22 protein-coding genes are annotated in these 26,247 nt (G+C 69.9%); 14 read left to right on the plus strand and 8 right to left on the minus strand.

What is annotated here, in order from left to right; genetic code table 11:
• Positions 1-190: 190 nt before the first annotated feature.
• Together AB0C36_RS34225 and AB0C36_RS34230 are read right to left on the minus strand one after the other, a co-directional pair.
• On the minus strand, positions 191-1,573 hold the full coding sequence (locus AB0C36_RS34225; RefSeq protein WP_358362088.1) for an aspartate aminotransferase family protein: 1,383 nt from the start codon (positions 1,571-1,573) through the stop codon (positions 191-193).
• On the minus strand, positions 1,570-2,043 hold the full coding sequence (locus AB0C36_RS34230; protein ID WP_358362091.1) for an Lrp/AsnC family transcriptional regulator: 474 nt from the start codon (positions 2,041-2,043) through the stop codon (positions 1,570-1,572). Before AB0C36_RS34230 ends, AB0C36_RS34225 begins: the two co-directional genes overlap by 4 nt.
• A 257-nt stretch (positions 2,044-2,300) precedes the next feature.
• Between AB0C36_RS34230 and AB0C36_RS34235 the strand changes: the two genes are divergently transcribed.
• A complete protein-coding gene (locus AB0C36_RS34235) occupies positions 2,301-3,737 on the plus strand; it encodes a gamma-aminobutyraldehyde dehydrogenase (protein ID WP_358362093.1) in 1,437 nt (478 codons plus the stop codon).
• A 219-nt stretch (positions 3,738-3,956) separates the two neighbouring features.
• Positions 3,957-5,168, plus strand: coding sequence for a polyamine ABC transporter substrate-binding protein (locus AB0C36_RS34240; RefSeq protein ID WP_358362095.1), 1,212 nt, complete (start codon positions 3,957-3,959; stop codon positions 5,166-5,168).
• Positions 5,169-5,223: 55 nt separating this feature from the next.
• Here AB0C36_RS34240 and AB0C36_RS34245 read toward each other — a convergent pair whose 3' ends face one another.
• Positions 5,224-6,483, minus strand: a complete 1,260-nt coding sequence (locus tag AB0C36_RS34245; protein ID WP_358362098.1) for a cation:proton antiporter — start codon at positions 6,481-6,483, stop codon at positions 5,224-5,226.
• A gap of 118 nt (positions 6,484-6,601) precedes the next feature.
• Here AB0C36_RS34245 and AB0C36_RS34250 point away from each other — a divergent pair, with 118 nt between their 5' ends.
• A complete protein-coding gene (locus AB0C36_RS34250; protein WP_358362100.1) occupies positions 6,602-7,864 on the plus strand; it encodes a geranylgeranyl reductase family protein in 1,263 nt (420 codons plus the stop codon).
• 30 nt (positions 7,865-7,894) lie between these two features.
• Here the strand turns inward: AB0C36_RS34250 and AB0C36_RS34255 are convergent, their stop codons facing one another.
• From AB0C36_RS34255 to AB0C36_RS34270, 4 genes are all read right to left on the minus strand, one after another.
• Positions 7,895-8,221, minus strand: coding sequence for a hypothetical protein (locus AB0C36_RS34255; RefSeq protein ID WP_358362103.1), 327 nt, complete (start codon positions 8,219-8,221; stop codon positions 7,895-7,897).
• Between the two features lie 31 nt (positions 8,222-8,252).
• Complete coding sequence (locus tag AB0C36_RS34260; RefSeq protein WP_358362105.1) at positions 8,253-8,525, minus strand: hypothetical protein; 273 nt, start codon at positions 8,523-8,525, stop codon at positions 8,253-8,255.
• A gap of 150 nt (positions 8,526-8,675) precedes the next feature.
• The gene (locus AB0C36_RS34265; protein ID WP_358362108.1) at positions 8,676-9,575 is read right to left on the minus strand and encodes a hypothetical protein; all 900 of its coding nucleotides are present in this window, start codon (positions 9,573-9,575) and stop codon (positions 8,676-8,678) included.
• Between the two features lie 368 nt (positions 9,576-9,943).
• A complete protein-coding gene (locus AB0C36_RS34270; RefSeq protein ID WP_358362110.1) occupies positions 9,944-10,669 on the minus strand; it encodes a hypothetical protein in 726 nt (241 codons plus the stop codon).
• On the opposite strand from AB0C36_RS34270, the gene AB0C36_RS34275 reads away from it, so the two are divergent.
• On the plus strand, positions 10,644-10,964 hold the full coding sequence (locus AB0C36_RS34275; RefSeq protein WP_358362113.1) for a hypothetical protein: 321 nt from the start codon (positions 10,644-10,646) through the stop codon (positions 10,962-10,964). The two genes, AB0C36_RS34270 and AB0C36_RS34275, sit on opposite strands and share 26 nt — an antisense overlap.
• A 332-nt stretch (positions 10,965-11,296) precedes the next feature.
• Positions 11,297-13,285, plus strand: coding sequence for a serine/threonine-protein kinase (locus AB0C36_RS34280; RefSeq protein ID WP_358362116.1), 1,989 nt, complete (start codon positions 11,297-11,299; stop codon positions 13,283-13,285).
• A 49-nt stretch (positions 13,286-13,334) separates the two neighbouring features.
• Here the strand turns inward: AB0C36_RS34280 and AB0C36_RS34285 are convergent, their stop codons facing one another.
• Positions 13,335-14,948 (minus strand): PucR family transcriptional regulator, encoded by a 1,614-nt coding sequence (locus AB0C36_RS34285; protein ID WP_358362118.1) that lies wholly within the window; start codon positions 14,946-14,948, stop codon positions 13,335-13,337.
• A 454-nt stretch (positions 14,949-15,402) separates the two neighbouring features.
• On the opposite strand from AB0C36_RS34285, the gene AB0C36_RS34290 reads away from it, so the two are divergent.
• The 9 genes from AB0C36_RS34290 (at position 15,403) to AB0C36_RS34330 (ending at position 26,201) form a co-directional block, all read left to right on the plus strand.
• Positions 15,403-16,899, plus strand: a complete 1,497-nt coding sequence (locus tag AB0C36_RS34290; RefSeq protein ID WP_358362120.1) for a gamma-aminobutyraldehyde dehydrogenase — start codon at positions 15,403-15,405, stop codon at positions 16,897-16,899.
• 95 nt (positions 16,900-16,994) lie between these two features.
• Positions 16,995-18,119, plus strand: a complete 1,125-nt coding sequence (locus AB0C36_RS34295; RefSeq protein WP_358362122.1) for an ABC transporter ATP-binding protein — start codon at positions 16,995-16,997, stop codon at positions 18,117-18,119.
• The gene (locus AB0C36_RS34300) at positions 18,116-19,036 is read left to right on the plus strand and encodes an ABC transporter permease (protein WP_358362124.1); all 921 of its coding nucleotides are present in this window, start codon (positions 18,116-18,118) and stop codon (positions 19,034-19,036) included. The genes AB0C36_RS34295 and AB0C36_RS34300 overlap by 4 nt, the downstream gene beginning before the upstream one ends.
• Positions 19,036-19,842 carry an ABC transporter permease gene (locus AB0C36_RS34305; protein ID WP_358362125.1) on the plus strand — a complete coding sequence of 269 codons (807 nt, stop codon included), beginning with the start codon at positions 19,036-19,038 and terminating at the stop codon, positions 19,840-19,842. Before AB0C36_RS34300 ends, AB0C36_RS34305 begins: the two co-directional genes overlap by 1 nt.
• Positions 19,843-19,972: 130 nt before the next feature.
• Positions 19,973-21,388: an NAD(P)/FAD-dependent oxidoreductase gene (locus AB0C36_RS34310; protein WP_358362127.1), complete on the plus strand. Its 1,416-nt coding sequence runs from the start codon at positions 19,973-19,975 to the stop codon at positions 21,386-21,388.
• A gap of 204 nt (positions 21,389-21,592) precedes the next feature.
• The gene (locus tag AB0C36_RS34315) at positions 21,593-23,095 is read left to right on the plus strand and encodes a CoA-acylating methylmalonate-semialdehyde dehydrogenase (RefSeq protein ID WP_358362129.1); all 1,503 of its coding nucleotides are present in this window, start codon (positions 21,593-21,595) and stop codon (positions 23,093-23,095) included.
• A gap of 225 nt (positions 23,096-23,320) precedes the next feature.
• The gene (locus tag AB0C36_RS34320; protein WP_358362131.1) at positions 23,321-24,265 is read left to right on the plus strand and encodes a metallophosphoesterase; all 945 of its coding nucleotides are present in this window, start codon (positions 23,321-23,323) and stop codon (positions 24,263-24,265) included.
• 80 nt (positions 24,266-24,345) lie between these two features.
• A complete protein-coding gene (locus AB0C36_RS34325; protein WP_358362132.1) occupies positions 24,346-25,149 on the plus strand; it encodes a tyrosine-protein phosphatase in 804 nt (267 codons plus the stop codon).
• 224 nt (positions 25,150-25,373) lie between these two features.
• Positions 25,374-26,201 (plus strand): aminotransferase class IV family protein, encoded by an 828-nt coding sequence (locus AB0C36_RS34330; protein WP_358362133.1) that lies wholly within the window; start codon positions 25,374-25,376, stop codon positions 26,199-26,201.
• Positions 26,202-26,247: the final 46 nt, after the last annotated feature.

Here is a 26,247-nt window from a genome sequence, read left to right on the forward strand (position 1 = left end):
TCTACCCCCTCCCCCCAACACTCTTCCCCACCCCCCCGCTCTCCCCACCCCGGGCCTCCCCCCGCGTTGGACGTCGAATACCCCTGGGCCGTCGGCGTGCCAGAGGCGCGCCGACGGCACAGTCGCGAGGGTTGTCAGTATTGCTCGGGGAGTCGCCCGGCGGCATGCGCCGGGCCGGCGACTCGGTGGATCAGAGCTTGGTCCACGCCTCGGTGAGCACCGAGCGCAGGATCTGCTCGATCTCGTCGAAGGTGCCCTGGTCCGAGATCAGCGGCGGGGAGAGCTGGATGACCGGGTCGCCGCGGTCGTCGGCACGGCAGTACAGGCCGGCGTCGAAGAGCGCCTTCGACAGGAAGCCGTACAGGACGCGCTCGATCTCGTCGTCGTTGAAGGTCTCCTTGGTGGCCTTGTCCTTGACGAGCTCGATGCCGTAGAAGTACCCGTTGCCGCGCACGTCGCCGACGATAGGCAGGTCGAGCAGCTTCTGCAGGGTGGCCAGGAAGGCGCCTTCGTTGTCGAGGACGTGCTTGTTGAGGCCCTCGTTGTCGAAGATGTCGAGGTTGGCCAGCGCGACCGCCGACGAGACCGGGTGGCCGCCGAAGGTGTAGCCGTGCAGGAACATCTCCTCGCCCTTGTAGAAGGGCTCGGCGAGCTTGTCGGAGACGATCATCGCGCCGATCGGGGAGTAGCCCGAGGTCATGCCCTTGGCACAGGTGATGATGTCCGGGACGTAGCCGAACTTCTCGCAGCCGAACATGGTGCCCAGGCGGCCGAACGCGCAGATGACCTCGTCGGAGACCATCAGGACGTCGTACTTGTCGCAGATCTCGCGGACCCGCTGGAAGTACCCGGGCGGGGGCGGGAAGCAGCCGCCTGCGTTCTGCACCGGCTCGACGAACACCGCGGCGACGGTCTCGGGGCCCTCGTTGAGGATCTGGACCTCGATCTGGTCGGCGGCCCAGCGGCCGAAGGCCTCGGGAGAGGAGTCGGCCAGGAACTCCGGCGCGCGGTAGATGTTGGTGTTCGGCACGCGGAACGTGGACGGCACCAGGGGCTCGTACGGCGCCTTCAGGCCCGGCAGGCCGGTGATCGACAGGGCGCCCTGCGGCGTGCCGTGGTACGCGGTCGTGCGCGACAGCACCTTGTGCTTGGTCGGCATGCCCTTGAGCTTGAAGTAGTGCTTGGCGAGCTTCCACGCGGACTCGACGGCCTCGCCGCCGCCGGTGGTGAAGAAGACCTTGTTCAGGTCGCCGGGGGCGTAGTTCGCCAGGCGCTCGGCCAGCTCGATCGCCTTCGGGTGCGCGTAGCTCCACACCGGGAAGAAGGCCAGCTCCTCGGCCTGCTTGCGGGCGACCTCGGCCAGCTCGGCGCGGCCGTGGCCCGCCTGCACGACGAACAGGCCCGCGAGGCCGTCGATGTACTTGCGGCCGTTGGAGTCCCAGATATGGACGCCCTCACCGCGCACGATCGTCGGGACGGGCGCGTTCTCGTACGACGACATGCGGGTGAAGTGCATCCACAGGTGGTCGTACGCCTTCTTCGACAAGGCGGCGGTGTCGAGCTGGTCTGTCATCGAGTACCCCATGTGTAGGTCTGCTTCCGGAGCTTGAGGTAGACGAAGCTCTCGGTGCTCCGTACTCCGGGGATCGCTCGGATCCTCTTGTTGATGATTTCGAGCAGGTGGTCGTCGTCCTCGCAGACGAGCTCCGCGATCAGATCGAAGGAACCGGCCGTGATGACGACGTAGTCCACCTCGTCCATGGTCGCAAGGATGTCCGCGACCGGCTCGATATCGCCTTCGACGCGCATGCCGACCATCGCCTGGCGGTGGAAGCCCACCGTCAGGGGGTCGGTGACCGCGACGATCTGCATGACGCCCTGGTCGAGAAGGCGCTGCACGCGCTGGCGCACCGCTGCCTCGGACAGGCCCACGGCCTTTCCGATGGCGGCGTACGAGCGGCGTCCGTCCTCCTGGAGCTGCTCGATGATCGCCATGGACACGGAGTCCAGCGATCCGCCCGGGTTCCTGTCTCGACTGGCCACGGCGTCACTCTGCCTTATCTGTCGGGTATTGCGCAAGGGAATCAGTTGACTTTCGTCCTGCGTACAACTGATTTAGTTGTTCTGCTGGGTCCATGCTGATGATCCCGGCAGGTATGGGGTTACTCTTGGCGCGGTACTGGCGGGGTCCCCGTGTGCCTCGCGGGAGTTTCACCCGGATACCGCAACGTGACGGCATCCTCCCGCGCGGCCAGGACCGGCGTACGACCACTTCGGCGAAGTCAGAGGAGACTGGGGACATGAGCGATCTGCGGACCCTGCGTAATTTCATCGACGGCAAGTTCGTCGACGCGGCCGACGGCCAGACCCTGAACATCGTCGACCCCGCGACCGGAGAGGTGTACGCGACCTCGCCGCTCTCGCGTGAGGCCGACATCGACGCGGCCATGCAGGCCGCCGCCAACGCCTTCGAATCGTGGAGCGAGACCACCCCCTCCGAGCGCCAGCTCGCCCTTCTCAAGATCGCCGATGCGTTCGAGAAGCGCGCGGACGAGCTGGTCGCCGCGGAGTGTCGCAACACCGGCAAGCCCCGGGGCCTGACCGCCTCCGAGGAAATCCCGCCGATGGTGGACCAGATCCGCTTCTTCGCGGGCGCCGCGCGCCTGCTGGAGGGCAAGTCCGCCGGCGAGTACATGGCGGGCCACACCTCCTTCGTGCGGCGTGAGCCGGTCGGCGTATGCGCCCAGGTCGCGCCGTGGAACTACCCGATGATGATGGCCGTGTGGAAGTTCGCGCCGGCCATCGCGGCGGGCAACACCGTCGTCCTCAAGCCGTCGGACACCACCCCGGAGTCCACCGTGCTGCTCGCCGAGATCATGGGCGAGATCCTGCCGCCCGGCGTCTTCAACGTGATCTGCGGCGACCGCGACACCGGCCGCCTGATGGTCGAGCACAAGACCCCGGCGATGGCCTCCATCACCGGCTCGGTACGCGCCGGCATGGCGGTCGCCGAGACCGCCTCGCGCGACCTCAAGCGCGTGCACCTGGAGCTCGGCGGCAAGGCCCCCGTCCTGGTGTTCGAGGACGCCGACATCCCCGGCGCGGTCGAGGGCATCGCGGGCGCCGGCTACTTCAACGCCGGCCAGGACTGCACCGCCGCCACGCGCGTGCTCGTCCACGAGAGCGTCCACGACGAGTTCGTGGCCAAGCTCGCCGAGGCCGCCGCCAACCTCAAGACCGCCGGCCCCGACGTCGAGGACGCCGACTTCGGCCCGGTCAACAACGTCAACCAGCTCGCCCAGGTCAGCGGCTTCATCGACCGCCTGCCCGAGCACGCCAAGGTCGAGGCGGGCGGCCACCGGGTCGGCGACACCGGCTTCTTCTACGCCGCGACCGTCGTCTCCGGGCTGCGCCAGGACGACGAGATCATCCAGAACGAGGTCTTCGGCCCGGTCATCACCGTGCAGAAGTTCGCGGACGAAGCCGAGGCTCTGGAGAACGCCAACGGCGTCGAGTACGCGCTCGCCTCGTCGGTGTGGACCAAGGACCACTCGCGCGCGATGCGCCTCGCGAAGAAGCTCGACTTCGGCTGCGTGTGGATCAACACCCACATCCCCCTGGTCGCCGAGATGCCGCACGGCGGGTTCAAGCACTCGGGCTACGGCAAGGACCTGTCGGCGTACGGCTTCGAGGACTACACGCGCATCAAGCACGTGATGTCGTACATCGAGGACTGACACGCCCGCCCGGGGCTCTCCCGGGCGTCCGGCGGGCACTCTCTGCGCCGCCCCGGCCGCAACGGCCGGGGCGGCGCCGTAGCGTTCGGGGCGGTCCGGCGCGGACCCGGAACCAGCCTGTCAAGGTGTCCGCCGCACACCTGACACGGTGCGTGTTGTCCCAGGTCAGCGGGCGGCGGCAGGATGCACGAGGTCCACCATCGAACGAGGAGCTCCCGCATGATCCGCAACCGCGTCGCCGTGCCTTCTTCGCGGATCGGCCGGGGCTTCGACCGCCGTACGCTCCTGCGCGGCGGCGGTGCGCTGGCCGCGGCCGGGACGCTCGCGGCGTGCGGCGTACCGTCGGCGTACGTGCCGGAGAGCAAGCGGACGGGCGTCGACAAGAGCGAGCAGGACAAGCGCGTGCGCTTCTCGAACTGGGCCCTCTACATCGACGTCGACGACGAGGACGAGAACGCGCACCCCACCCTCGACGCGTTCGCCGAGGAGACCGGCATCTCGGTGAAGTACACCGAGGAGATCAACGACAACGACGAGTTCTTCGGCAAGATCCACCCCGCGATCCAGGCGGGCAAGGAGCCGGGCCGCGACCTCATCGTCATCTCCGACTGGATGTGCACGCGCTTCGTCGGCCTCGGGTGGGTGCAGGAACTCGACAAGGCCAACCTGCCCAACGTGCAGGCCAACCTGGCGCCTTCGCTGCGCAGCCCGGGCTACGACCCGGAGCGCAAGCACACCGTGCCGTGGGCGAGCGGGATCACCGGCATTGCGTACAACAGGAAGGCGCTCGGGCGCGAGATCCGCCACGTCGAGGATCTGTGGGCCAAGGACCTCGCGGGCCGCGTGACGCTCTTCTCCGGCTTCATGGAGGCCGTGACACTGCTGATGATCGGCGAGGGGGCCGACGTCACCGCGTTCACCGAGAAGGACGTGGACAAGGTCATGGAGCGCGTGCAGAAGCTCGTCGACCGCAAGCACATCCGCAGCTTCACCGGGAACGACTACACGTCGGGCCTCGCGTCCGGCGACGTGATGGCCTGCATGGCGTACTCCGGCGACGTGCTGCAACTGCAACTCGACAACCCCGACATCGAGTTCGTGGTGCCCGAGGAGGGCGCCGAACTGTGGTCGGAGAACCTCATGATCCCCAACAAGGCCTCGCACAAGGCCAACGCCGAGGCCCTGATGGACTGGTACTACCGGCCCGAGGTCGCGGCGGATCTGGCGGCGTACGTGCAGTACATCTGCCCGGTACCGGCCGCCCGGGAGATCATCGCGGCGAGCGACGACGAGGAGGTCGCCGTCCTCGCCGACAACGAGCTGATGTTCCCGAGCGAGGAGACGCAGGCGCGCCTGCACACCATGCGCGAGGTCGGCGTCGACGAGTCGCGCGGTTGGGAGAAGGCGTGGGGCGGCATCATCGGCCTGTGAGCCGTACGCGCCCCCTCGTGTGCTCGAGGTCGTTCGGCGCCGCCCGATCGGCCGGTCAGCGGTCGCGCAGCACTTCTTCCTCGTCGTCGCCCGGCGGTTCCTCGGGGGCGTCGAAGCCCTGAGGATGTGGGCCCGTCGCGTCGTCGCCCGCGGTGCGCAGCGCGAGCTGCGGGAAGACGAGGACGGAGAGCATCCCGGCGCCGACCAGTGCCGCGGCGGTGCCGCCCGTCAAGTACTCGTTCTCGATCGCGATGTTCGTGATCACCACGATGAGCGGCAGCGCGGTCGAGGCGAACAGCGCCAGTTCGCGGCGGCGGTCGGCCAACTCCCCGCGTCCGGCCAGCACGTACGTCGGCACGCCGCGTACCACCAGGAACAGCAGCAGGATCACCGGGATCAGCGCGATCAGCTTCGGATCGCCGAGCAGCGCGTCGAGGTCGAACCGCACGCCGCTCATGACGAAGAAGATCGGCACGAAGAAGCCGAAGCCGATGCCGTCCAGCTTCGCCGAGATCATCTCCACCAGGGCGCCGGGCGTGTGCGTCAGCGACAGGCGCAGCGCCACGCCCGCGGTGAACGCGCCCAGCAGATTGTCCAGTTCGAGTTCGTCGGCGAACCACACCAGGACCACCGTCAGCAGCATCGCGAGCCGGATCGCGAGCTGGCCGCTGGAGTGCAGCGTGCGCTCCACGACGCGGTCCAGCCACGGGGGGTTCGGCCGGACCGCGAGCAAGACCGTGGCGGCGGCCAGCAGCGCGAAGACGGCGAGGGCGGCGATCGTCGCGCCCGGATGGCGTCCGCTCAGCAGCAGCGCGATCGCCACGATCGGGGCGAACTCGCCGACCGTGCCGATCGCCATGATCCGCGCACCCAGCGGCGTCGGCAGCAGGCCCGCGTCGCGGATGATCGGCAGGAAGGTGCCGAGCGCGGTCGTGGTGAGGGTGAGGCCGATGGCCACGCCGGTCATCGTCGCCCCTTCGACGACCAGCGACATCAGCAGGCCGGCACCGAGGCCGAGCACGAGCGACACCGCCCAGCCGGCCGCCGCGCTTCGCAGCGGTCGGCCCTTGATGCGCGGTACGTCGATCTCGTAGCCCGCGAGGAACATCAGCATCACGAGCCCGAACTCGGAGAGCCCGCCCACGACCGGGCCGTCCCTGTCGATCCAGCCGAGGACATCGGGACCGGCCAGCACACCGAGCAGGATTTCGACGACCACGGTCGGCACGCGCACCCACCGGGAGACACCGGCGGTCGCGATCGGCGCCAGCGCCACCATCAGGATGACCACGACGAGGCCTTTGGTGCCCTCCATGCAACCTCCCGTCGTGGGCCGGTTGGTGATCATATGTAACCAACGGGACAAATCGCAGCAGCCGCGCGCGGCGCGCGGCGCGGGAGGCATCGCCTCCGGCTCGATAGGCTCAGGGCCTATGACCAGCACCCCCGCCCAGCCTTCGCAGGCCCCCTCCCACGACCCCGCCGCCGGCCTCGACGGCGACCTCGCAGACGGCGTCGCAGACGGTCTCGCCGACGACGAGCGGACATGGGACGTCCTGGTCGTCGGGGCGGGCCCCGCGGGCGCATCCGCGGCACTTGCGGCGGCCGAGGCGGGCCGTACGGTCCTCCTGGTCGAGAAGGCGGCGCTGCCGCGCTACAAGACGTGCGGCGGCGGCATCATCGGCCCGTCCGCAGGGGCCCTCCCGGACGGGTTCCGGCTGCCGGCCAAGGAGCACGTGCGCGCCGTCGCGTTCACGATGCGGGGACGCTGGCGCCGCACCCGCCGCGCACGTTCCGGACAAACGATGTTCTCGCTGGTCAACCGCCCCGAATTCGACGCCGGGCTGGTCGACGCGGCCCGCGCCGCGGGGGCGGTCGTCCGCGAGGGAGCCACCGTCCAGCGCATCGACCAGGACACCCGATCTGTCGTCCTGACGCTCGCCGACGGCGGCACGCTCCGCGCCCGGGCGCTGGTCGGGGCGGACGGCAGCGCGGGGCGTACCAGCGCGTACGTGGGCGTCACCTTCGAACAGGTGGACCTCGGCCTCGAATCCGAGATCCCCGTCCCGCCCGAGGTCGCCGACCACTGGCGCGGCACGGTGCTCATCGACTGGGGGCCGATCCCCGGGTCGTACGCCTGGGTTTTCCCCAAGGACGACGTCCTCACCGTCGGCGTCATCTGCGCCCGCGGCAACGGCGAAGCCACCCGCGCCTACCTCCGCGACTTCATCGCGAGCCAGGCCCTGTCCGGCTTCCCCCCGTCGGTCACGTCGGGCCACCTCACCCGCTGCCGCACCGACGAATCCCCCCTCTCCCGCGGACGCGTCGTGGTCGCGGGCGACGCCGCGGGACTCCTCGAACCGTGGACCCGCGAGGGCATCTCCTTCGCCCTCCGCTCCGGCCGCGCCGCGGGCGAGGCCGCCGCCCTCGTGGCCGCCGCCCACGACGACGCGGACGTCAAGGAAGCCACCGAGTCCTACCGGACCCGCATCGACACCACCCTCGGCCGCGAGATGCGCGCCGGCCGCCTCATGCTCGCCGCGTTCACCCGCCGCCCCGCGGTCTTCCACGGCGCCGTGACCACGATCCCCAAGGCCTGGACCGCCTTCCAGGCCATCGTCCAGGGCCGCAAGACGCTCGCCGCGTACGTCGAACGCACCCCCGTCAAAAAGACCCTGGCCCGCCTCGCCCGCTGAAGCGGACCGACGAGCCAGGGCCGATTCTGCTTAAAGCCCGAGGTCGAACGCAGCTTCCGCGTCGTTCGGACCGGTGTCGAACACAGCTTCCGCGTCGGCCACGACGAGTGCCCTCTTGAGGCGACGATTCATGACGTCCATGTTGAGGCAACTGACGATGCGCCCTCGTTGCTCACTGGTCAACTCGATGCCCCGCATCTCCAGGACACGCATCACGCCGACGGCCATCCCGAGCTGAATGCCCCGGTTCAACCCCCGGGCGTGGCCGATTTCGATGCCTTGTGTGCGGCCTTCGGCGCGACTGTCCTCCAAGCTCTGTCGGAGAGTCTTTCCCAGCAGGGCTTCGTGGTCGGTCAAGGTGCCCCGCTCCGATCGCGGTCCGGTCGGCCTACTCATCCTCGTCGAACAGCTGATCGCCGTCCTGGACTCGGGCTGCACGCTCCAGCCAGCGGGCCAGCACGTCCGGGTCGGTGCACGCCGTCACGCGCGCGCGTGCTTCGTCCGACACGGGGACTCCACGTGTGCTCAGCAAGAGCAGCACGACCCGCCTCCGCTCTTCGAGCACCCCTTGCTCGCGACCCTCTTCGCGACCCTCTTCGCGGCCTTCCAGGCGTGCTGCGCCGATGAGGGTGCTGCCGTCCGGGGTCCGGGCGATGGCCATCAGGTGCCTCCAGATCTCGCCCGGCGAAGCGAGCCGGCGGGCCGGGGCCGGATCTGCTTGCAGGCTGGCTCCGGAGGCAAATCCACGGCGGCTACATCATGCGTCTTGTTGAGGTGACGGTTCGTGGCGTCGGGTCGCGGTCCGGTCGGCCTACTCATCCTCGTCGAACAGCTGATCGCCGTCCTGGACTCGGGCTGCACGCTCCAGCCAGCGGGCCAGCACGTCCGGGTCGGTGCACGCCGTCACGCGCTCGCATGCCTCGTCCGACACCGGGACGCCGCGGTTGCTCAGCAAGAGCAGCACTACCCGCCTCCGCTCTTCCAGCACCCCTTGCTCGCGGCCCTCTTCGCGACCTTCCAGGCGTGCTGCGCCGATGAGGGTGCTGCCGTCCGGGGTTCGGGCGATGGCCATCAGGTGCCTCCAGATCTCGCCTGCTTTGGTGTCGGCCAGGCCGGCTTCCACCAGTTCCGAGTAGTCGATCGCCCGCTCCGGGGCGATGGTGACGAATGCGCCTGCCAGCGCGTCCAGTATGTCCGATGGGGTCTCGTCGTGAGCGTGGATGGTGGCGGCGAACGCCGCCAGGCCGATGTTCGCTGACGCGTCGGCGGGGTTGGTGATCCGTGGGATGTTGTCCGGCCCCGCGGTGGCCGGATGCAGGGTAAGCGTGTGGCAGCCTTCGGGTCCGAACCCGAAGGGACCGCGAGCCCAACGGGACGTCGCGCGATTCTGACTGACGACGAGGAGCATGACGGGCAACTTGTACTTCGCGGCGAGGAAGCCGACGTAGTATGCCCAACTGGACGGCTTGTCCAAGTCCTTCTTGCCCTGCGATTCCACCGCGAGCAGGAAGCTCTCGCGTTCGGGCGGGTCGATGCGTAAGACCGTGTCGATACGGCGCTCCACCGGGCGCATCTCCGTCACATCAGGCGTCACGACCGTGAAGGACGCGTCGGCCGGCAACGGCAGGCACAGGAGTTCGAAGATTGCCGACAGCACTTCCGGATGCTCCTGGATGATCCGGTGTGCCGCTTCGTGGTTCGAAGTGACCATGCGGCGACGTTAGGGCGGCCGAACGGGTGAGCGGTGGCGTACGCCAGGTAGTTCACTCGAATGGCCCAGCGCACGCCGGAGTGAACACGGTGCGACCGCGTCCAGGGCCGGCATATGCTCTGCGGCAGAACGGACATGATGGTCCGTCAGAGATACAGAGAAGAAGCTGAGCGCATGCTCATGGGGCTGGACGACGTCCCTTGGAATTCGCTGAAGCACCACTACGGGTCCGCGGAGGATGTTCCCGGCCTGCTGCGGGATCACCTCGACCCCGCCGGTCGGACGCGTTGTGCGGGGTGGGGTGAACGGGGTTCGTGCGGGTCGTCGGATGGCGACGACCCGCACGGGTCGACCGTCTGCTGTCCGATTTAGACGGTCGAGCTGGTGGTACGGGCGCGCAGGCGCGCCAGTTGGACCAGGGCGGTGCCGAGGAGCAGGAGGCCGAGGGCGCCCCCGGCCATGGAGAGGGTCCAGGGAACCAGGCCGGTCTTGGGGAGGGCGGTCGGGGAGTTGGGCGTGTTGTCGGTGATGGGGGCAGGGCTTCCGGGCGCGGCGCCGTCTCCGGCCGCGGGGGTGCCGCCGGGGGGCCGGTGGTTGACGGCCGCGGTCGTGCCGGATCCTTCGCCCGCGTGCACGGTGAACCCGATGACGTTGGGGGCGTTGCTGCCGAAGGCGAGGCGGAGAGGTCCGTCCTGGCCGAGGACGACACGCAGGTTGGTGGCGCCTTGGGGGACCACGACGACGGTGAAGGTCGAGATGTCGGACTGGTCGACCAGCGGCACCGCGACGGGCGCCGCGCGGCCTGCCTGTGCGCCGCCGGGGCGGGTGGCGGGCAGGTAGCGGATGTCGGCGGTCCAGGTCCGGGACTCGCCCGGCTTCAAGGCAGGAAGTGTGCAGCGGAAGCTGTCGCGCCAGCCGTCGCCGATCGGCGGCGCGGCGGCGCAGCCCGGGACCGCGAGGATCTCGAGTTGGTTCGTGCTGAACGCGTAGACGTCACGCGCGGGTTGGGCCTTGTCGGTGCTGTTGCCGACAGTGAAGGTGATCGAGCCGAGCCCGGTTGTCGCGTCGATGCTGACCTGGCGCGTGATGCCCACGCCGTACGAGCGCGCGGTGGAGACGCTGGGGGACGCCGACGCGGAGATGCTGGTGGGCGGCGGACTCGTCGGGGCGGTGGTCCTGGTGGGGGGAGTGGACGTTGGGGGCTTTGTCGGCGGGGCCGTTCGGGTCGTCGGCGGCTTGCCGGTCGGCGTGGAGGTGGTCGGTTTGGTGGTGGTCGGCTCGGTCGGTGGTTTTGTCCGGGGCGGCTCGGTCGGCGGCTTCGTCTCCTCCGTGGTGCTGGGGGAGACCGTGGGGATCGTCGGTTCGCCCGGCCGAATGCTTGTGGTGTGACTGTGGTGCCAGTGCCCCGGGTGCCCCGGGTGTTCCCCCCTGGTGCCGGAGTCGGCGATGGCCAGCCCCGCTTGCACGGTCAGGGCCAGGCCGACGGGGAAGGCGACGACAATTGACGCCTTCCGCACTCTTTGTGATCGAAATTTGCGTGGGATGGCCACGCGGCAGCCCCCTCATAGAAAAATGGCACAAATGGATCTTGCTTTTCCCACCCGATATCCATTGGCCGTGTCGCTTTGTTTTACCATGAACCGCCGGGAATTCTGCTGGGATCTCCGGCGTATGTTTCACCCGAAAGTGGGATTGTGGTGCGGGGGGAAGTGGGGGGCGGGATGCCGCGCGGACAGGGGTACGCCGAGGGTGGCCAGGTGGTCGGCGGCCGATATCAACTGGTCAGTGTCATCGGCAGCGGTGGCATGGGCACCGTGTGGCGCGCACACGACCAGTTGTTGGACCGGCCGGTCGCCGCGAAGGTGCTGAATATAGTTTTCGGCCAGGATTCCGAGGAACAGCACCGGCGCGAACGTTCGCTGCGCGAGGCGCGCGCCACGGCGCGCATCAATCATCCGAATGTCGTGCGTGTGTACGACTATGTCGAGGACGACGATCGTTTGTGGATCGTCATGGAGTTGGTCGCCGCGCGTTCGCTCGACGCCGTTCTCGACGAGGACGGCCCGATGACGCCGCGGGACGCCGCCGCGGTCGGGGTGCAGCTCGCCCGCGCGCTGCGTACCGTGCACGACCACGGCGTGCTGCACCGCGACGTCAAGCCGGGCAACGTGCTCATCGAGCCCGACGGCCACGCGGTGCTCACCGACTTCGGGATCGCCGCCCTTGAGGGCACCAGCGGGCTGACCGGCACGGGCGCCATCGTGGGTTCCCCCGAGTTCATGGCCCCCGAGCGCATCGAGAGCGAGAGCCCGGGACCCGCGTCCGACCTGTGGTCGCTGGGGGTCACCCTGTGCGCCGCGGTGACCGGGCAGTCGCCGTTCCGGCGCGCCACTCCGGTCGCCACGCTCGCGGCCATCGTCATCGCCGAACCCGAAGTCCCGCAAGGGATAGGGCCGTTGGAGCCACTGGTACGCGCGCTCTTCGCCCGCCAGCCGGACAAGCGCCCGACGGCTGGCGAGGTGATGGCGATGCTGGAGAGCGTCCTCGCCGAGGAGGCCCGGCAGCACGCGAACGAGCCGACGCACCTCGTGACCGCGCTGCCCACCGACGCGCCGACCTGGCGGATGCGCCTCAAGCGCCTCACCAACCCGCGCGATGCGTCGACCGCGGACCTCACCGTGGTCACGTCCAGGGCGTCCACGGCACCCGTCGAAGACTCCACCGCGTCGCTCGCCAAGCCCGCGGTACGCGAGACCCCCGTCGACCACCCGGCGGCCGACCCCACCGGGTCCCTGCCGCGTGTCCCCGCACCGCCGTCGGCCGCCGAAGTGCCCTCGACAGGCGGAACGTTCGTCCCGCCGGCGGGGTCCGCTGGCGGCGCGACCGCGGAAACACGCGCGTCGCCCGGGTTGTCCGGCGCGACCCGACCGTCGACGACACCTCTCGGCCCCACCTTGACCCCGCTGCCCGGCGACGCACCGCCAGAGGCGCGGCGCACCTGGTGGCGCCGCCGGGTCGTGGTCGTACCGCTGGCGGTGACAGTCGTCGTGGCGGCGGTGGTCGGGATCGGACTCGCCCTGCAGGGCGACAAGGGGGCCGATCGCGGCGGCAGCGTGGGCATCGACGCCCCTACCGTCGGGGGTACGCTGCCCGCCGGCGGCGCCGGCGCGGTTCCCACCCTCGGTGAGGCGGCCGGCCGGTCCGGCGTGACTCCCGTGCCGCAGGCCGCTGTTGCCGCGTACCCGCCGGTCGTCCCGACGACCGCGCCGGCCGGCGTCCCGCTCGCGACGGCCGACGAGAAGCGGTTCACCTGGCCGGTCCCCGCGGCGTGGTCGCGCGCCGAGCGGGACCAGACGATCAGCTACGTCGGGCCCGGGCGCAATTCCGTGCTCGCCGCGCGTACCGCGTTCAAGCAGACCGACGATTTGTTGGGCGCGTGGCGCGAGGAGGAGAGCAAAGCGCCGGCGGTGCTCGCGGGCTACCGGCGGATCCTTTTCGAGACGCGGACGATCCGCGGAAATCCCGGTGTGGTGTGGGAGTACACGTGGACCGAGGCGGGCGTCGAACGGCACGCCGTCCTCGCCGCGTTCCTGGAGAACGGCCTCTATGTCGAGGTCGACGTGTTCAGCAATCCGGCCGCATGGGAGCAGGACCAGGCGCTGTTCCAGTGGGCGTTGCAGAACATCCGGCTGGCTACCGGAGGCGCCTGACCGGGTTCCGCCGGGGCGTGGCCGCGCACCCGTGCCGCACCGCGCGCTGCTACCGCCGCAGCGCCTCCAGCCCCAGCAGCGCAACGTGCAGCGAAAGGCAGCTCTCCACCTGGTCGAGGTCCACCGACAGGACACGCTCGATCCGGTGCAGCCGCTCGTAGAAGGAGGGCCGTGACAAGTGCGCGGCGTCGGCGGCGGCGGACTTGTTGCGGCCGTGCTCCAAGTACACGCCGAGCATCTGCACCAGCTGCGTGCCGTGCTGCGCGTCGTACGCGAGCAGCGGCCCCAACTCCCGTTCCACGTACGTCTGCAGCCGTGCGTCGTCGCGAAGCAGGTGCAGCAGCCCGCGCAACCGCACGTCCGGCAGCCGGTAGAAGGCCGCGCCGCCGCCCTGGTGCACCGCCGCGTCCGCGACCTGCGTGGCCTCCAACAGCGAACGCCGCGCGTCGCGCACCGCGCCGACGGACGAGCCGACCGCGATGACGATGTCGGCCGCGAGGTCGGGCGCCAGCTTGCGCAGCGTGACGGAGAAACCTTCCAGCGCCGCGTCCTCGGTGTCCTGTGCGCCCAGCGCCACGAGGAGGCCGACGCTGTCGTCGTCCAGCCCGCCGACGAGGGCGGCGAGCCGACGTTCGCGTACGGCGGCCGCGGCCGTCTCGGTGAAGTCCCGCAGCCGTGCCTGGGACTCGAGTGCCGCCGGACTCACCCCGCGGCGCAGTCGCAGCACCACGCCGACCAGGCGACGCCCTTCCAGCTGCACCCCCAAGGCCCGCGCGCGCAGGGTGACTTCGGCGACCGTGTAGGAGTGCGTCAGGATGCCGGAGAGCAGCGTGCGGTGCGTCTGCCGCTCCAGCGTCTCGCGGTCGCGCACCACGAGCCGGTTCAGCGCGAGCGTGGACGCCGCGCGCTCCAGCAGCATGGTCTGCTGCGGCGGGGGAGAGGTGCCGTCGCCGACCAGGATCAGGCGGCCCCAGTCGTGGCCGCGGGCACCCACCATCGTGACCAGCCACCCGGCGCGCTCGTCGAAGCCGGTGCGCGCGCCCAGGCGTACCTGCCGCGACCGGTCCTCCCAGTGGTCCAGCAGCGATTCCGCGCGCACCCCCGCCGCGTCGTACGCGAGCACCTGGTGCGCCAGGTTCTCCAGCACCACCGGCCGGCCCGACATCCGCGACGCCTGCCGCACCACGTCGCCGGGCTCCGCGCCCTCGACGGCCAGCTCGTTGAATGCCTGGTGCACCGCCTCGGACGCCTGGAGTTCGGCGAGCTGCGCGTCGATGATCAGGCCGTGCACCGCCTCGGTGATGCCCACGAAGTGGGTCTCGTGGCGCAGCGTGACGACCGGGAGCCCGGCCTGCTCGGCGGCGGCGACCAGGGCCCGGGGGAGTGTGTCGGCGTACCGGCGGCCGAGCTCGATGACGAGTCCCGCGGCGTCCACCTCGACCAGGTCGCGGACGTAGCGCTGCAGCCCCTCGCGCTCCTCGGGCAGCGCGATGCCGGTCGCGAGCACGAGCTCGCCGCCCCGCAGCAGCCGGGCGGCGTCCGGGATCTCGCTGATGTGCACCCACCGGACGGGTCGGGACAGACCGCGCTCGCCCGCGACGACCTGGGGCATTCCGCGGCGTACGGCGTCGAGGGCCACTACGTCGGCGACCGTGGGAAACACTGACCTACCTCCACAACCTGTAAATGCGCACTGGCGCACCACTGCCATCGTGACAGGTTGCGTGCCGCAAGCGACGCTCCCCCGAACGTACGCCCGAGCCCGAAACCGGACACCGGGCCTTGCCGATGTGTAAAGCCATGCGCCCCCGGCCTGTCGTCGTGGCAGTTGCGGCACCGGGTGTCGGGACGGCATCGTCCTACGCTGACGCGGTAGACGCGCCGATCCGATGGATACATCAGCCAGAATGGCACCTGACCACGGATTCCATCGCAAACAACGGTCAATTCTGTGGAGACCATCCGTCCGGATGGCCAACCGCGAAGCTCAACGGCGAGCCGCGCGGCAGCCCCGCAGGCACGGCCGGGACCCAGCACCATTGAGGGAAGACGTACGTCGGGACTGCCGTTCAGCGCAGTCCGCCGGATTCGAGCAGGGAGCGCCAGTGGAGGGCCGAATGCAGGACTTCGCCGAAGGTCACCAGTTCATCGGGGGCCGCCTGCGGTCCGGATCGTCCGGTGAGACCTTCGATGTCACCAACCCGGCGGACGGGCGGATCGTCGAGACCGTCACGCTCGCCGACACGACCGACGTCGACAGTGCCGTCGCCGCCGCGAGTGCCGCCTTCCCCGAGTGGTCCCGTGCCACCCCGGCCGACCGTGCCGGGGCGCTCAACCGGCTCGCCGCGGTGCTGGCGGAGCGGGCCGAGGACTTCGCGCGGGCCGAGACCGCCCAGGCCGGCAAGCCGATCAAGCTGACCCGCGAATTCGACGTGCCCGGCACGATCGACAACGTCTCCTACTTCGCGGGCGCCGCGCGCAACCTCGAGGGGAAGGCGTCCGCCGAGTACACCGGCGACCACACCTCCTCGATCCGCCGCGAGCCCATCGGCGTGGTCGGCTCCATCGCGCCGTGGAACTACCCGCTGCAGATGGCCGCGTGGAAGATCCTCCCGGCGATCGCGTCCGGCAACACGATCGTGCTCAAGCCCGCCGAGATCACGCCGCTGACGTCGCTGATGTTCGCGCAGGCCTGCACCGACGCCGGCATCCCCGACGGCGTGGTCAACGTCGTCACCGGCAAGGGCCGCACGGTCGGCGAGTACCTGATGGCGCACCGCGACGTGTCGATGATCTCGTTCACCGGCTCCACCGGGGTCGGCAAGCGCGTCGCCGAGGTCGCCATCCAGACCGTCAAGCGCATGCACCTCGAACTCGGCGGCAAGGCCCCCTTCGTGGTCTTCGACGACGCCGACCTCGACGCCGCCGTGCACGGTGCGGTGGCCGCGTCGCTGATCAACACCGGTCAGGACTGCACCGCGGCGACGCGCGCGTACGTCCAGCGCCCGCTGTTCGACGCGTTCGTCGAGGGCGTCGCCGAGCTGTACGCCGCGGTCCGGCACGGCGACACCATGGACCCGTCCACCGACAACGGCCCCCTGGTCTCGCGCCGCCAGCAGGAGTCGGTCGCCGGCTTCATCGAGCGCGCGCGCGGCTACGGCGCCAAGATCGTGGTGGGCGGCGAGGCCCCCGGCGGCGACCTGGCGAACGGCGCGTTCTACCGCCCGACCCTGGTCACCGGCGTGGCCCAGGACGCCGAGATCGTGCAGGACGAGATCTTCGGCCCGGTCCTGGTCGTGCTGCCGTTCGACAGCGACGAAGAGGGCATCCGGCTCGCCAATGACACCCCGTACGGCCTGGCCGCCTCGGCCTGGACGCGCGACGTGTTCCGGGCCGGCCGCGCGACCCGCGAAATCCAGGCGGGCTGCGTGTGGGTCAACGACCACATCCCGATCATCAGCGACATGCCGCACGGCGGCTACAAGGCCTCCGGCTTCGGCAAGGACATGTCGCAGTACTCGTTCGACGAGTACACGAACGTCAAGCACGTGATGTACGACATCACGGCGGTCGCCAAGAAGGACTGGCATCGCACGATCTTCGGAGACCGGTAACCACCCCATAGCCGAGACACACGCGGTACGGCGGGCCAACCGCCGTACCGCGTACTTCGGCCTGTACCAACGCACCTAGTGCGGCCAGAGGGAACATGAGCGAGCAGCAGCGCGCCGGCGCGACCGGCGACGTCAATCTGGTGGGTCTGAGCAAGCGCTTCGGCAGCAATATCGTCGTCCAGCCCACGGATCTGACGATCCCGGCGGGGTCGTTCTTCGCGGTCCTCGGCGCGTCCGGGTGCGGCAAGACGACGACGCTGCGGATGATCGCCGGCCTCGAGGAGCCCAGCTCCGGCCAGGTGGTCATCGGCGGCCAGGACGTGACCGCACTTCCGCCGTACAAGCGGCCGGTCAACACGGTGTTCCAGAGCTACGCGCTGTTCCCGCACCTCACGGTCGCCGAGAACGTCGCGTTCGGGCTGCGCCGCAAGGGCCGCAAGGACGTCGACCGACCGGTCAAGGACATGCTGGAGCTGGTCCAACTCGGGCACCTCGCGGGCCGCAAGCCGGCGCAGTTGTCCGGTGGCCAGCAGCAGCGGGTGGCGGTGGCACGGGCGCTGATCAACCACCCGCAGGTCTTGCTGCTCGACGAGCCGCTGGGCGCACTGGACCTCAAGCTGCGCCGCCAGATGCAACTGGAGCTCAAGCGCATCCAGACCGAGGTCGGCATCACCTTCGTGCACGTGACGCACGACCAGGAAGAGGCCATGACCATGGCCGACACCATCGCCGTCATGAACGGCGGCGTCATCGAGCAACTCGGCAGCCCCGCCGAGCTGTACGAGTCCCCGCGCACCGCCTTCGTCGCCAACTTCCTCGGCCAGTCCAACCTGCTCGACACCCGCATCACCGGCACGAGCAACGGCTACCTGCTGATGGACGTGCACGGCACGCGCATGGCGCTGCCCGTCGACCGCACCGCGGCGCAGGGCGAGCAGGTGGTCATGGGCATACGCCCGGAGAAGATATCGATCCAGCACGCGTCGTCCGCCGATTCCGGCGGCAACCGGAACCGGATCGACGGCGGTGTCATCGTGGACGCCAGTTTCGTAGGCGTCTCGACGCAGTACACCGTGCGCATGCCGTGGGCCCAGGAACTCACCGTCTTCGAGCAGAACATGGAGCGCGACGGCCGCCTCGTGCCCGGTGCGCCGGTCGTCCTGCACTGGAACCCCGACCACGGCTTCGGCCTCGCGCCGGAGCGGGGGGTCAAGGCATGAGCGTGCTTGCCCACACGGGTGGCGGCGGGGGTGACGACCTCAAGGAGCCCCCGAAGCGCGGGCGCTGGGTGCCGTACGCCCTGCTCGCGCCCGGCCTCATCTGGCTGGTCGTCTTCTTCCTGATCCCGATGCTGGTGCAGGGCGGCACCTCGCTCCAGACCGGCGGCCTGGAGAAGGGCTACGACTTCACCTGGCACTGGTCGACGTACTGGGACGCGCTGGAGCAGTACTACCCGCAGTTCCTGCGGTCGTTCGGCTACGCCGCGGCCGCGACCGTCATGTGCCTGGTGATCGGCTACCCGCTCGCATACGCCATCGCCTTCAAGGCGGGCCGGTGGCGCGGGCTGTGGCTGGTCCTGGTGATCGCGCCGTTCTTCACCAGCTTCCTGGTCCGCACGCTCGCCTGGAAGACGATCCTCGCGGACAACGGCGTCGTCGTCGACGTGCTCAACACGCTGCACTTCACCGACGTGACCGCGCTGCTCGGGCTGACCGAGGGCGACCGCGTGCTGGCCACGCCGCTCGCGGTGATCTGCGGTCTGACGTACAACTTCCTGCCGTTCATGGTGCTGCCGCTGTACGCCTCGCTGGAGCGCATCGACCCGCGCCTGCACGAGGCCGCCAACGACCTGTACGCGGACCCCAAGACCACCTTCCGCCGCGTCACGTTCCCGCTGTCGCTGCCCGGCGTCGTCTCCGGCACGCTGCTGACCTTCATCCCGGCGTCCGGCGACTACGTGAACGCCGCGTGGCTCGGCTCGCCGGACACCGGCATGGCCGGCAACGTCATCCAGACGCAGTTCCTGCGCGTCCTGGACTACCCGACGGCGGCCGCCCTGTCGTTCATCCTGATGCTGCTGATCGTCCTGATGGTGTCGGCGTACATCCGCAAGGCCGGGACGGAGGAACTCGTCTGATGGGCACCTTCACACGCTGGCTGCGCAACAACGTCGTCACGCTGTTCGGGATCCTGGCGCTCGCGTACATGACGCTGCCGAACCTGGTCGTGCTGCTGTTCTCGTTCAACGACCCGAACGGTAAGTTCAACTACACCTGGAACGGCTTCACCCTCGACGCGTGGAAGGACCCGTTCGGCGTCGCGGGCATCAAGGACTCGCTGATCACCAGCCTGGAGATCGCGGTCCTGTCGACCGTCGGCGCGACCGTGCTGGGCACCGCGGTGGCGTTCGCGCTCGGCCGGTATCGGTTCCGCGGGCGCGCGATGACCAACACGCTGCTGTTCCTGCCGATGTCGATGCCCGAGGTCGTCATGGGCGCCTCGCTCGGCACGCTGTTCCTCAACATGCGCATCTCGTTCGGCTTCTGGACGATCCTGATCGCGCACGTCATGTTCTGCCTCAGCTTCGTCGTGGTCGCCGTCAAGGCCCGCGTGCTGGGCATGGACCCCAAGCTGGAGGAGGCGGCGCGGGACCTGTACGCGTCGCCGGCGCAGACCTTCCTCCGGGTCACCCTGCCGATCGCCGCCCCCGGCATCGGCGCCGGCGCGCTGCTCGCCTTCTCGCTCTCCTTCGACGACTTCGTCATCACGAACTTCAACTCGGGCGACACCGTCACCTTCCCGATGTTCGTGTGGGGCGCGGCGCAGCGGGGTACCCCGCCGCAGATCAACGTCATCGGCTCGGCGATGTTCTTCATCGCCATCGCGATCGTGGTCGTCGGCCAGGTGCGGACGAACCGCAAAGCGAAGCAGAAGGCCGCCTGAGCTCCGGGCGGCCGCAGAGGTGGAGACACCTACGCGGTACAGCGGTACAAGAGACGCGACACAAGAGACGCGGCACAAGAGACGCGGTACACGAAGCGACGACGCTTCACGAGAGAGGTTGTGGAAACCGATGGATCCCGTGCCCTCCCTGGATCCCACCCGGTCCCTCGCGGACGCGACGCCGGTCCCGTTCTGGCTCGACGACCCCGCCCGCCCCGCGGCGCTCCCCGCCCTGACCGGCGAGGAGCACTGCGACCTCGCGGTGGTCGGCGGCGGTTACTCGGGCCTGTGGACCGCGCTGATCGCCAAGGAGCGCAACCCCTCGCGCGACGTCGTGCTCATCGAGGGCCAGGAGATCGGCTGGGCCGCCTCGGGCCGCAACGGCGGCTTCTGCGCGGCGAGCCTGACGCACGGCTTCTGGAACGGCCTGGAGCGCTGGCCGGACGAGATCCGCACGCTGGAGGCGATGGGCGAGCACAACCTCGACGAGATCGAGGCGGCGGTCAAGCGCTACGGCATCGACTGCGCGTACGAGCGCACCGGCGAACTGGCCGTCGCCACCGCCCCGTACCAGGCCGACGAACTGCGCGAGGGCGCCGAGCTGCTGGCGAACGAGTACGGCAGCGACGCGGTGTTCCTGGACCGCGACGAGGTCCAGGCGCAGGTGAAGTCGCCGACGTACCACGCCGGTCTGTGGGACAAGAACGGCTGCGCGATGATCAATCCGGCGAAGCTGGCGTGGGGCCTCAAGGCCGCGTGCCTCTCCCTCGGCGTGCGCATCTACGAGCACACCCAGGCCACCAGGCTCGCGGCGCACGGCGCGGGCATGGTGCTCACCACCGGGTACGGGCGCCTGTACGCCGGCCGCGTGGCGCTCGGCACGAACGTGTTCCCGAACCTGGTCCGCCGCCTTCGCTCGTACGTGGTCCCGGTCTACGACTACGCGATGATGACCGAGCCGCTGAGCGACGAGCAGCTGGCCTCGATCGGCTGGCAGAACCGGCAGGGCATCGGCGACAGCGCCAACCACTTCCACTACTACCGGCTGTCCGAGGACAACCGGATCCTGTGGGGCGGCTATGACGCGGTCTACGACTTCAACCAGAAGGTGTCCGCCGAGCACGACCAGCGCCCGGCGACGTTCGCGAAGCTGGCCGGGCACTTCTTCGAGACCTTCCCGCAGCTGGAGGGCCTGCGCTTCACGCACACGTGGGGCGGGGCGATCGACACGTGCAGCCGGTTCTCGGCGTTCTTCGGCACCGCGCACAAGGGCAAGGTGGCGTACGCCATGGGGTACACGGGCCTGGGCGTCGGCGCGACGCGGTTCGGTGCCGAGGTCATGCTCGACAAGTTGGACGGCCGCTCGACCGAGCGCACCGAGCTGAAGATGGTGCGGACCAAGCCGATCCCGTTCCCGCCGGAGCCGGTGCGCTGGGTGGGCATCGAGCTGACGCAGCGCGCGCTGACCCGGGCGGACGCCAACGAGGGCAAGCGCAATCTGTGGCTCAAGGCGCTCGACAAGGCGGGCATGGGCTTCGACAGCTGATCCAGTAGGCCGTACTGGGCTGAAAGGGAGACGACGTGTAAGGCGAATCCCCGAACGGCCGACACGGTGCAGGTTGAGCGCGGCGTCGGCGGCGAAGAGACTGGCGTATGCAGGGGTGCGACCCTCGGGATCACGGGCACCCTCGCGTACGACATCTTCGCCGCCGACGCCTCTTTGTTCGGCGCCGTCACCGGAGGCCCTCTCTTGAGCAAGCACATCACCCACTGGATCGGCGGCGCCGCCTGGACCGGCACTTCCGAGCGCCGCGGCGACATCTACAACCCCGCCACCGGCAAGGTGACCGGCACGGTCGACTTCGCGTCGGTGGCCGAGGTGGACCAGGCGGTCAGCGCCGCCGTCGAGGCGTTCGCTTCGTGGCGCAACGCGTCGCTCGCCAAGCGTTCGCAGGTGTTGTTCAAGTTCCGCGAGCTGCTGGACGCGAACAAGGACAAGCTGGCCTCGATCATCGTCGAGGAGCACGGCAAGGTGCACTCCGACGCGCTCGGCGAGATCGCCCGCGGCCAGGAGGTCGTGGAGTTCGCGTGCGGCGTGCCGCAGCTGCAGAAGGGCGGCTTCTCGGAGCAGGCGTCCACCGGCATCGACGTCTACTCGATCCGTCAGCCGCTCGGCCCGGTCGCGATCATCTCGCCGTTCAACTTCCCGGCGATGGTCCCGATGTGGTTCTTCCCGATCGCCATCGCGACCGGCAACACCGTGGTCCTCAAGCCGTCCGAGAAGGACCCGTCGGCCGCGCAGTTCCTGGCCGAGCTGTGGAAGGAAGCGGGCCTGCCGGACGGCGTGTTCAACGTCGTGCACGGCGACAAGGTGTCCGTGGACCGCCTGCTGGAGCACCCGGACGTCAAGTCCGTGTCGTTCGTGGGCTCCACCCCGATCGCCAAGTACGTCTACGAGAACGGCACCCGCTACGGCAAGCGCGTGCAGGCGCTCGGTGGCGCCAAGAACCACATGCTGGTGCTGCCGGACGCCGACCTGGACCTGGTCGCAGACGCCGCGGTCAACGCGGGCTTCGGCGCGGCCGGCGAGCGCTGCATGGCGATCTCGGCCCTCGTCGCGGTCGAGCCGATCGCCGACGAGCTGATCGTCAAGATCAAGGAGCGCATCGCGGGCCTGCGCGTCGGCGCCGGCTGCAACGCCACCTCCGAGATGGGCCCGCTGGTCACGCGCCAGCACGCGGACAAGGTCATCTCGTACGTCGAGGCGGGCGTCAAGGAGGGTGCCGAGCTGGTCGTGGACGGCCGGCTGCACCCGATCGACGGCGACGACACGGCGGACGGCTTCTGGCTGGGCCCGACGCTGTTCGACAAGGTCACCCCGGAGATGTCGATCTACACCGACGAGATCTTCGGCCCGGTGCTGTCGGTCGTGCGCGTCGAGTCGTACGACGAGGGCCTGGCCCTCGTCAACGGCAACCCGTACGGCAACGGCACCGCGATCTTCACCAACGACGGCGGCGCGGCCCGCAAGTTCCAGAACGAGGTCGAGGTCGGGATGGTCGGCATCAACGTGCCGATCCCGGTGCCGGTGGCCTACTACTCGTTCGGCGGCTGGAAGAACTCGCTGTTCGGCGACACCCACGCGTACGGCGCCGAGGGCGTGCACTTCTTCACGCGCGGCAAGGTCGTGACGCAGCGGTGGCTGGACCCGAGCCACGGCGGCATCAACCTGGGCTTCCCGACCAACAGCTGAGGCCGCGGCCCGGCGGTCGCGCACGACGGGCCCCCGCCCGACACATGGCGTGTCGGGCGGGGGCTCGGCCGTATCCCCCGACGCAACCACCATACTCAGGCGTATGTAACGTATGGCCATAGCCAACGGGAATGCGTCCGGTGTTTTCCCGTTCGGGCATTCCCGTGCGCGGCGGCGGATGGCAGCATGCGTGACGACTCGTCAGATGATCGATCGAAGAGGCGCATGAGCCAGGTTGCGGACGCCATCAGCGTCGTCCAGATTTCCGATCTGCACTTCCCCGACACCGCCGGCGTGCGCGGGTTCGTGCAGCACGACCCCGACCGGGGTCTCGCGGCCGTGCTCGGCCACGCGGACGCCGAGATCGCCGACGCGGACCTGGTGGTGGCCACCGGCGACCTCGCGGACCTGGGCGAGCCCGGAGCGTACGAGCGCCTCGGCGAGGTCCTGGACCGCCTGCCGGCCCCGGTCTACTGCGTGTCGGGCAACCACGACAAGAACGACGCCTACCAGGCGTGCCTGCCGCGTCCGAACGTCCACCTGGAGCAGGCGGTGCGCGTCGGCCCGTGGCTCATGCTGTTCCTGGACAGCAACGCGCGCGGCCGCGAGGAGGCGGGCGACGGCGTCTACCGCGACCGGGACGACCGCATGACGGCTGCCGAGCAGCCCGGCCTCACCCCTGGCGACGCGGCGCGGGCCCGGGCCCTGTTGGAGGCCTCGAACGCCGAGCACGTCTTCGTCTGGCTGCACCACCCGCCCCTGCCCGACATCGCGCCCGACGCCCAGGGCGACACCGAACTGGCCCGGCTCGTACGCGACTTCCCGCGGATCAGGGCCATCGGCGCGGGCCACCTGCACGGCGACCTGAACGGCGAGTTCGAGGGCAGGCCGGTGTACGTGTGCCCGTCCACCACGTACAGCATCGACTATGTCGGACGGGTGTTCGACGGCCCCAGCTACCGCGTGTACACGCTTTACGCGGACGGACGCGTCGAGTCCGAGGCCCGGACCGTCCCGGGGAGTATCACCGACACCATGCGCGCCAAGTCCGCGCCGAAATTCCTGACCGACCTCATGATGGGACGCGTCACCCTCGAGGAGATGAAGGCGCTGACCGACACCGAGTTCGAGGAACGCTTCGGCGAGCCGCGGCCGACGAGGGGCGCCTGAACCTCCCCGTCCGGCCGCATGATCTGTGAGGGGTCCCGCCAATCCAGGTGGGGCCCTCAGTACGTGTGAGAGGAGCACGTGTGGGGCACCAGCACGCGGATGCCGAGGGCGGCACCGTCGCCCTTGAAGGCGTCCGCAATTTCCGGGACATCGGCGGGCTGCCGACCGCCGACGGGCGCCGCGTCCGTCCCGGCCGCTACTTCCGCAGCGGCCACCTGGCCAAACCGACCGAGGACGACCGCAAGAACCTCGCGACGCTGGGCATCCGGCTGATCGTCGACCTGCGCAGCCCGGCCGACATCGAGCTCGACGGCGCGGACCACGTGCCCGACGGCGCCCGGTGGATCAACCTGCCGATGACCGATCCCGCCCGGCACTCGGACTTCTGGTCCGACATGAAGAAGGGCAACATGGCGGTGCTGCGCGACCGCCTCGGCGACGGCAAGGCGGAGAAGGCCATCGCGTTCGACTACCGCGACCAGGTCGTCTCGCGCACGGCCAACCACGCGGTGCTGCTCAACTCCCTGGTCGAGGCGGACGGCCTGCCGGCCGTCGTGCACTGCTCCGCGGGCAAGGACCGTGCCGGGATCGCCGCGGCACTTGTGCAGCGCATCGCCGGGGTCCCCGACGAGGTGATCCTCGCGAACTACCTGGAGAGCAACGACCCGGAGCGCCGCTACCGCCCGAACAGCGACAAGCTCGCGATGCGCCCCGAACTCATGGAGCTGTTCGCGCCGTTCCTCGAGGTGCGGGCCGAGTACCTGCAAGGCGCACTCTCGATGATGGACACCAACTGGGGCTCCTTCGACGCGTACCTGGCGGACGGCCTCGGCTTCGGCCCGGAGAAGCAGCAGCGCCTGCGGGAACTGATCGTCGAGGACTGACGCGCCGTCCGGGCCCGGGCCACGCCGTATCCGGGCGCGGGCCCGGCCCTGGGGCCGGGCCCGGTCAGGGGCCGCACGGACGGCGTTCGCGGCCGGGGCACGACGTGCGCGCCCCGGTTCCGCTTGACCTTCACACCGGTCTCAAGGCCTACGTTCCGAGGCAGCCGTCCGACCGGCGGGCGGCTGCCGGAGGATCCGTGCGTACGACCAGGAGTGTGGTGGCCATGTCCGCGAACCCGACTTCCCCCGACGCCTTCGCCGTCCACCTGGACGGCCGCGACGCGACCGCCGCCGAACTGGGCACGCTGGCGTTCGCGGGCTACGCGCACTTCACCGCCATGCAGGTGCGCGGCCACCGAGTGCGCGCTCTCGACCTGCATCTGGCGCGGTTGCGAGGTGCCTCGCTCGAACTGTTCGGCGAGGCGTTGCCGGACGCGCAGATCACGGCGTACCTGCGCGCGGCGATTGCGCAGAGCCCGCCCGACGCGTCGCTGACCGCCACCGTGTACTCCCAGGAAGGCGAGTACACCGCGTCCGGCGGCGACAGCGCGCGCCTGCGCGTGCTGGTACGAACCGGGCCGCCCTCGAACGGGCCGACCGGGCCGCTGGACCTGGCGGTCGTCGAGTACGAGCGCGTCGCGCCGGGCATCAAGCACGTCGGCGAGATCGCCAAGACCTACTACCTGCGCCGGGCCGTCGCCGAGGGCTTCGACGACGCCGCGTTCGCCGACCGCAAGGGGCGGCTGAGCGAGGCGTCCATCTGGAACCTCGCGTTCTGGGACGGCGAGGCCGTGGTGTGGCCCGAAGCGGAGATGCTGACCGGGACGACGATGGGCATCCTCCGCCGCCAACTCGACCGCATCGGCGTACCGCAGCGCGTCAGGGAACTCACCGTCGCCGAACTGCCGGACCTGGCAGGCGCCGTGGTGATGAACTCGTGGACCCCCGCGGTGCCCGTGCACCGGATCGGGACGGTCGCGATCCCGGCGGCGCCCGACTTCCTGGACACCCTGCGCCGCGCCTACGAGGCCGAGCCGCAGACCTCGCCCTGACACGGAAGGCGCGGGCAACGCCGGAGAGGGCCCCGCGAAGTGCGGG

The organism is Streptodolium elevatio (assembly GCF_040649515.1).
GTDB classification, from domain to species: Bacteria; Actinomycetota; Actinomycetes; order Streptomycetales; family Streptomycetaceae; genus Yinghuangia; species Yinghuangia elevatio.

Bases quoted from the DNA above. Each gene is read 5' to 3' on its own strand.
- AB0C36_RS34305 (WP_358362125.1), top strand. From the start codon at position 19,036: ATGGGCACCTTCACACGCTGGCTGCGCAACAACGTCGTCACGCTGTTC.
- AB0C36_RS34275 (WP_358362113.1), top strand. From the start codon at position 10,644: ATGCTGACCTGGCGCGTGATGCCCACGCCGTACGAGCGCGCGGTGGAG.
- AB0C36_RS34235 (WP_358362093.1), top strand. From the start codon at position 2,301: ATGAGCGATCTGCGGACCCTGCGTAATTTCATCGACGGCAAGTTCGTC.
- AB0C36_RS34320 (WP_358362131.1), top strand. From the start codon at position 23,321: ATGAGCCAGGTTGCGGACGCCATCAGCGTCGTCCAGATTTCCGATCTG.
- AB0C36_RS34330 (WP_358362133.1), top strand. From the start codon at position 25,374: ATGTCCGCGAACCCGACTTCCCCCGACGCCTTCGCCGTCCACCTGGAC.
- AB0C36_RS34265 (WP_358362108.1), bottom strand. From the start codon at position 9,575: ATGGTCACTTCGAACCACGAAGCGGCACACCGGATCATCCAGGAGCAT.
- AB0C36_RS34245 (WP_358362098.1), bottom strand. From the start codon at position 6,483: ATGGAGGGCACCAAAGGCCTCGTCGTGGTCATCCTGATGGTGGCGCTG.
- AB0C36_RS34250 (WP_358362100.1), top strand. From the start codon at position 6,602: ATGACCAGCACCCCCGCCCAGCCTTCGCAGGCCCCCTCCCACGACCCC.
- AB0C36_RS34290 (WP_358362120.1), top strand. From the start codon at position 15,403: ATGCAGGACTTCGCCGAAGGTCACCAGTTCATCGGGGGCCGCCTGCGG.
- AB0C36_RS34300 (WP_358362124.1), top strand. From the start codon at position 18,116: ATGAGCGTGCTTGCCCACACGGGTGGCGGCGGGGGTGACGACCTCAAG.
- AB0C36_RS34295 (WP_358362122.1), top strand. From the start codon at position 16,995: ATGAGCGAGCAGCAGCGCGCCGGCGCGACCGGCGACGTCAATCTGGTG.
- AB0C36_RS34280 (WP_358362116.1), top strand. From the start codon at position 11,297: ATGCCGCGCGGACAGGGGTACGCCGAGGGTGGCCAGGTGGTCGGCGGC.
- AB0C36_RS34260 (WP_358362105.1), bottom strand. From the start codon at position 8,525: ATGGCCATCGCCCGGACCCCGGACGGCAGCACCCTCATCGGCGCAGCA.
- AB0C36_RS34225 (WP_358362088.1), bottom strand. From the start codon at position 1,573: ATGACAGACCAGCTCGACACCGCCGCCTTGTCGAAGAAGGCGTACGAC.
- AB0C36_RS34240 (WP_358362095.1), top strand. From the start codon at position 3,957: ATGATCCGCAACCGCGTCGCCGTGCCTTCTTCGCGGATCGGCCGGGGC.
- AB0C36_RS34310 (WP_358362127.1), top strand. From the start codon at position 19,973: ATGGATCCCGTGCCCTCCCTGGATCCCACCCGGTCCCTCGCGGACGCG.